This window comes from uncultured Methanobrevibacter sp., assembly GCF_937906425.1.
Classification (GTDB): Archaea; Methanobacteriota; Methanobacteria; order Methanobacteriales; family Methanobacteriaceae; genus Methanobrevibacter.
Genome location: NZ_CALCYR010000162.1, coordinates 1 through 6414, shown reverse-complemented (window position 1 = coordinate 6414; position 6414 = coordinate 1). Strand labels below are relative to the sequence as shown.

The 6414-nt window shown below is 33.1% G+C and carries 5 protein-coding genes; 4 read left to right on the top strand and 1 reads right to left on the bottom strand.

Annotation, left to right across the window (positions count from 1 at the left end; translation table 11 throughout):
• Nucleotides 1-193: 193 nt before the first annotated feature.
• From hisD to Q0138_RS04640, 4 genes are all read left to right on the top strand, one after another.
• Nucleotides 194-1477, top strand: coding sequence for a histidinol dehydrogenase (hisD, locus tag Q0138_RS04655; protein WP_297981563.1), 1284 nt, complete (start codon nucleotides 194-196; stop codon nucleotides 1475-1477).
• A 100-nt stretch (nucleotides 1478-1577) separates the two neighbouring features.
• The gene (gene aspS / locus Q0138_RS04650; protein WP_297981561.1) at nucleotides 1578-2900 is read left to right on the top strand and encodes an aspartate--tRNA(Asn) ligase; all 1323 of its coding nucleotides are present in this window, start codon (nucleotides 1578-1580) and stop codon (nucleotides 2898-2900) included.
• 311 nt (nucleotides 2901-3211) lie between these two features.
• Nucleotides 3212-4534 carry an aminoacetone oxidase family FAD-binding enzyme gene (locus Q0138_RS04645; RefSeq protein ID WP_297981559.1) on the top strand — a complete coding sequence of 441 codons (1323 nt, stop codon included), beginning with the start codon at nucleotides 3212-3214 and terminating at the stop codon, nucleotides 4532-4534.
• Nucleotides 4535-4794: 260 nt separating this feature from the next.
• A complete protein-coding gene (locus Q0138_RS04640) occupies nucleotides 4795-5514 on the top strand; it encodes a DUF4012 domain-containing protein (protein ID WP_297981557.1) in 720 nt (239 codons plus the stop codon).
• A gap of 266 nt (nucleotides 5515-5780) precedes the next feature.
• Here Q0138_RS04640 and Q0138_RS04635 read toward each other — a convergent pair whose 3' ends face one another.
• Nucleotides 5781-6311 carry a class I SAM-dependent methyltransferase gene (locus Q0138_RS04635; protein ID WP_297981555.1) on the bottom strand — a complete coding sequence of 177 codons (531 nt, stop codon included), beginning with the start codon at nucleotides 6309-6311 and terminating at the stop codon, nucleotides 5781-5783.
• Nucleotides 6312-6414 lie beyond the last annotated feature (103 nt).

The following is a 6414-nucleotide window of genomic DNA, read 5'->3' as shown; positions in this document are numbered from 1 at the left end:
AAAAATCAATGCTAAAAGACCTATAAATTATTAACAAACTAAATTTTTTTCAAAAAAACAGTATTTTATCAAAAACTTATATAATACATAAAAATAATAATTAACTATGTATAAATACTATACACAATATTATACAATATTTGATTAAATTAATTAAATAAATTAAATCCGATTTATTTAAAAGAGTGGTAGAATGGACATTCTAAAATATGATAAGGAAACCGTAAATGATTTAATCAAAAGATCACAGGCAGATATCAACGAAATATTAAACATCGTCCAGGACATTCTATTGGATGTTAAGGAAAACAAGGACGAAGCTGTAAAAAGATATACTGCAAAATTTGATAAGGCGGAATTAGAAAATTTACAGGTTTCCGATGAGGAGATTAAAGAAGCTTATAATAATCTAGATGATAATCTTATAGAAGCGCTTAAATCCGCATCCAAAAACATAGAAAAATTCCATAAGGCTCAAATTCCAGAGGACTGGTCAATGGAAGTGAATACTGGAATTACTGCAGGTCAAATAATTAGACCGATAAACAGTGTAGGCTGTTATATTCCTGGCGGAAGAGCCGCTTATCCATCATCCATTTTAATGGAGGTCATTCCTGCAAAAATAGCTGGAGTGGAAAGAGTTATCTGTTGTACTCCGCCCGGAGAGGATGGTAAAATATTGGATGCAATTTTAGTTGCTGCTGATTTATCTGGAGCTGATGAAATCTACAAGTGCGGAGGTTCACAGGCAATAGCTGCAATGGCTTATGGAACCGAATCCATTGAAAAGGTTGAAAAGATTGTAGGCCCAGGTAACGTTTTTGTAACAGGTGCTAAAAAACTTGTTTATGGTGATGTTGACATTGAATTTCCGGCAGGACCATCTGAAGTACTGGTTCTTGCAGACAAAACAGCTGTCCCGGAATACCTTGCTCATGACTTCCTTTCACAGGCAGAGCATGATCCTGAAGCGTCATGCTTCCTTGTAACAGATGACGACGAAATAGCTGAAAAATCCAGAGAACTTATTGAAAAGTATGCTGAAGATGCTGTTAGAAAGGAAATCATTCAGGAATCCCTTGAAAAGCATGGCCATATCATTCTCTGTAAGGATATGGAGGAGGCAATTGACTTTACAAATACCTATGCTCCGGAACACCTGATCATAAGCACAAAGGATGATGAGGAAGTTTTAGGCAAAATCAAAAATGCAGGATCAATTTTCCTTGGAAAATACTCACCTGTAGCTGCTGGAGACTATGGTTCAGGTACAAATCACGTTCTTCCAACAAGCGGAGGGGCTAAAATGTATTCAGGTCTTTCAACAGAATCATTCCTTAAGAAACCTACTGTTCAGACAATTACAAAAGAGGGAATTGAGGAATTGGCTAAAACAATTCTCCCAATAGCTGAATACGAAGGATTCTTTGCACATGCAAATTCAGTCAAGGTAAGATTAGACAAAGACATTGAATAGGTTTTATTAAAATCATAATGATTATAAAAAATAATTAAAAATTAAAAATTCATATTAATAAAAATACAAAATTTAAATATTATAAAATGAGGTCGATAAAGTGGAATACTTATTAGGCGATTTAAGAAGAACTCATTATTCAAAAGACGTAAACCCTGAAATCAGTGGTGAAGAAGTTCTTATAATGGGTTGGGTACATGAAATTAGAGATTTAGGTGGAATCATCTTTGTAATCATAAGAGACAGAGATGGGCTTGTACAAATTACCGCACCAAGCAAAAAGGTTGACGCAGAAATCCTAGAGGACTTAAGAGCTCTCAGAAAAGAATCTGTAGTTGCAGTTAAGGGTATTGTACAGGATGCAGGAAAAGCACCAAACGGTGTGGAAATCATTCCAGAAGTAGTAACTATTCTAAACCCTGCAAAACAACCTTTACCAATGGATCCAACCGAAAAAGTCAAGGCTGAAATTGATACCAGATTAAACTCAAGATTTATTGATTTAAGAAAAGCAAACGTTAGTTCAATCTTCAAGATAAAAGCTAACATGTTTAAAACAGTTCGCAACTATTTCGATGAACAAGGCATGATTGAAATTAACACTCCTAAACTTGTGGCATCAGCTACTGAAGGAGGAACAGAACTTTTCCCAATCACATACTTTGAAAAGGAAGCATTCCTTGGCCAATCCCCTCAATTATACAAGCAAATGATGATGGGTGCAGGATTCGACAAGGTATTTGAAATCGGTCAAATCTTCAGGGCTGAAGAGCACGACACATTAAGACACTTAAACGAAGCTGTTTCAATAGATTGTGAAGTTTCCTTTGCAGATGATGTTGATGTAATGAAAATATTGGACGGAATGATTACTGCTGTTCTCCAATCCACAAAGGAAAACTGTGCAAAAGAGCTTGAAATCCTTGAATATGATTTGGCTGCAATTCCTGAAGGACCATTCCCAGAAGTAAAATATGATGACGCTGTAGACATCATCAACTCTAAGGGAATCGATATGGAATGGGGAGAAGACCTATCCAGAGAAGCTGAAAAAGCTTTAGGAGACACTCAAGAAGGATTCTACTTCTTAACCGATTGGCCTTCTGCAATAAAACCATTCTATGCAATGCCTTATGAAGACAGACCTGAAATCAGCCATGCATTTGACTTAATGTACAAAAACCTCGAAATCTCATCAGGTTCTATCAGGGTCCACCAATATGACCTTTTAGTTGAACAGATGATTGAAAGAGACTTAAACCCAGCTGGATTCGGAAGTTACCTTAAGGCATTCGAATACGGTATGGCTCCTCACGCAGGTTGGGGTGTCGGTGCAGACAGATTGGCTATGGTTTTAACTGGAGTTGAAAACATTAGGGAAACTGTTCTCTTCCCAAGAGACAGACACAGATTAACTCCTTAAGTATTAAAACAAAAATTTATGGTTTTAAACAAAATTTATGAATTTAAAACAAAATTTTAAAGTTTAGAACAAAAATTTATAGTTTTAAATAAAAAAAAATACTGGTTATCAACAATAGCTAGGTTTAAAACCAATAATAAATAAAGAATTTTCTTTATTTATTTTTCTTCTTTTTTTAAAAAATTTATTAAAAAAACTTAATTTCTAATTTTAAAAGATTATAATTTTTAAATTATTTTATAAAAAACAGAAATGATTTAAAAATTAGAATATATAAAAATCAATGATTAAAAACAATTCAAGGTAATAAAATGACAGATTATAAAGTAGCAATTATAGGAGGGGGACCTGCAGGCATGATGGCTGCAATCAGAGCTGCACAGATATTAGGTCCGAAAACAGTGTGCATTCTGGAAAAGAATGAAAGTTTAGGCAAAAAGCTTCTTTTAACCGGAGGAGGCCGTTGCAACATAACCAACAACACTCCAATCCATGATCAATTAAACTACTACAATAAAAACAAAAACTTCCTAAAACATGCATTATACACGCTCCCCCAAGATAAACTACTGAAAATCTTTGAAGACAAGGACCTTGAATTTCATCAGGAAGACAATAAGAGAGTTTTCCCAGACAGTGATGATGCAAGAGACATTCTTGACATTTTGGAAGAATACATTGAAGAGTTAGAGATAACTATATATGGAGAGACTCCAATCAATGCAAATGATATAGAACATGAATTAAATGAAAATATGGAGCCGGTATTTGAAATAGAAAATGACAAAGTATCATTAAATGCATCAAAGATTATAGTATCTACAGGAGGAATCACATACCCGAATACAGGTTCAAGCGGAGATGGATATAGGATAGCCTCCAGAATGAATCACAGCATTACAGACATAAAGCCTGGACTTGCATCATTCAATGTTGATGACTTTCTTCTAAGAAGCCTTAGCGGATTGACACTACCTAATGTGGAAGTATCATTTAAGGACAAAAAGAAAAAGATTTCCCAAGTTGGAGATGTTCTGATTAGTCACTTTGGCCTTACAGGACCTGCAATAATCGACTTAAGTAATAAACTACTTGAAAAGTCAAAAATATCAATTCTAGACGAAAATCTAAATCTCAAGGAAAAGGAGGAACTGGAGAATCTTGAATTATGCACAAAAATGATTGCTATTGACTTCTGCACTGATCTTAGGGAGGAAGACATCAAGGAAATGATTACAAAGGACACTCCAAACAATGGAAAAGTTCAGATAAACAATTATATGAAAAGATTCCTTCCAAACAGTTTCATTGATTACTTCCTTATGAAAATAGACATCAATCCTAAAAAAACAATGGCCAACATTACTAAAAAGGACAAGAATAAGATAGCTGAAAACCTTAAAAGGCTTCCGATTGAAATAGAATCACTTGAAATTGATTTGGCCAAGGTAAGTATTGGAGGGGTTAATTCAAAAGAGATCAATCCGAAAACCCTTGAATCAAGATTTGTGGAAGGGCTTTATTTTGCAGGGGAAGTTTTGGAACCTGCTGGACCTACTGGAGGATACAATTTACAGATTGCATTTTCAACTGGTTATCTTGCAGGAGAGGAAGCTGCAAATAGCTTGAAATAATAATATTAATAATTAATTTTTATAAAAAAATGAAACTAAAAAAAAATAAAATTATAAAAATTAATAAAAATTAATAAAAAGTTCTAAATATAACTAAAAGGAGTTAATTTTTAAAAAAAATTATTAAAAATTACTTTAAGTTTATAAACTATAAAAATAAAAATAATAATGTAATTTTATTATAAATCTATTAAAAAAATAAAAATTTATTTTTATTAATAATTTATTAATCATTTTAAAATATGGGAAAGGAAATAAGTATGAGTAAACGAAAAAAAATTATTATAGCAATCCTTGTCGTGATTTTGGCATGGTTTGGATTTGTTATTGGAGAAATATTTTTAGGCAGTCCCGACTTGACGCAGGAAGACAAGACCATTTTGGTATTGGCTCTGGACAAATATGAACAAAGTGGCGGAGGCTGTGATATGGCTTACTTGGTCTATTTGGAAAACGGTAGCCTTGCCAATTACACTCCAGTTTATCCTGGCGGAATGAGTCACCCTTCAGTTTCAGCAACAGGAGGGCTGAGTGGAAATCTGATGCTTCATGACTGTATGATGTATGGAGCGGATGATGGTATGGAATATGCTAAGGAAATCGTTGCTGCAAGACAAGGAGTTGAAGCAGATGCTGTTGTAGCAGTCTATGATGAAGGATTGGATAATATCATTGATTCCATAAGACCTTTAACAGTTGATGGCGAAGTAACTAACCTTACCGCTGCAGACATTATTCGTGAAAATGATGCTTATAATGGATACAAGAGCAATGGATGGGTTACAGGAACCATGTCTAGAGCAGATGCAGTTATGGTTTTAGTGAAAGCACTTTCACAGGCTGCTAAAGATCCTAACAAAAAAGCAACTATGATTCAATCAGCTTTAACTGAATACAATAATGGAAACATTATTATGAGACCTGACGGTTCATTCAAAAGACTTCTTGCAACTAAAGGATTCGAAAGCCTAGCATCATAAAAAAAAACATTCATTTTGATTTAAGTTCGTTAATTAATTTTAACGAACTATTTTTTTAAATGAATGTTCAGTTCGTAAATATTCGAACAATACAAAAAACTAAAAAAATACAAATAAAAATACAATTTCTATGTTTAAACAATACTAAAAACTAAAAAAATAAATAAAAATACATTTCTAATGTTCAAACAATACAAAAACTAAAAAAAATAAATAAAAACACATTTCGCAAATAAAAAAAAAAGAAAAACTAAAAAATATTATTTTTATTCAATCTTATCTGTCCAAAGACTGAATTCCCTAACTTGGGGAGGAATTCCCTGACTGCCACAGCTTTCCAACCAACCCTCATTAGAAGAAAAGGTCTCATCAAGCTCTGCAGTATTTACAAAATCAATCAATCCCTGATTTCTAATTAAAACATCCCGTGGCTTTAGGGTTGAAGACCAAATGTAGAAAACCTTAAAAACAGTGTCTGGATGATATCCTCCACCTAAATCAATGGATAAAACATCACATCTGTCAATCATTTTGGCTACAGTCTCCAATGTTTCATGAAGTCTGACATCCCCACTGATGAAAGTGAAATTGTCATTGTATTTAGAAAGCCTTTCCATAGGTTCAATAGCTTCTGGACTGTTGTCAAGACCTATGAGAGAACCTGTAGTCAACTTATACATTATAACTTCGCTTGTTTTTCCCACATGACAGCCCAATTCCACTACATTGTCTGTTTTTCTTAAGACTTCCCTTAAATGCTGTCTATAAACCTTCATATCATAACTGAGTTTTATCATAAATATCCCCCTTAAATTAAAAAAATACTTAATAAAATTTAATAAAATTTAATAAAAATTAATAAAAATTAATAAAAATTAATAAAAATTAATAAAAATTAAT